Here is a 277-nt window from a genome sequence, read left to right on the forward strand (position 1 = left end):
GTACGTGGGTCGCCAAAGTAGCCAATTAAGGTATTATCGCCACCTAAACCTGGGGTATATTTACCTACATTAGTTGGATCACTCGGATCGGGTGCTACAAACTGGTAACCGCCAATCATGTATTCTTCATTGGTGAGGTTTTTACCATATACACCAGCGGTCCAATGGCCGTCGGCGCTGTACCAAGTAACACCTAGATTAAGCAGGCCGTATGCGTCTTGGGTTAGTAGGCTGTCTTCTTCAAATAAGGCGTAATCACCACGGTGGTAGTAATTAC

At 46.6% G+C, this 277-nt stretch carries 1 protein-coding gene; it reads right to left on the bottom strand.

The window, feature by feature from the left end; genetic code table 11:
• A partial coding sequence (locus tag AAEY83_RS14535; RefSeq protein WP_351059965.1) for a hypothetical protein occupies positions 1–277 on the bottom strand: 277 nt, incomplete at both ends.

This window comes from Psychrobacter sp. TB20-MNA-CIBAN-0197 (assembly GCF_040309765.1).
Lineage (GTDB): Bacteria > Pseudomonadota > Gammaproteobacteria > Pseudomonadales > Moraxellaceae > Psychrobacter > Psychrobacter submarinus.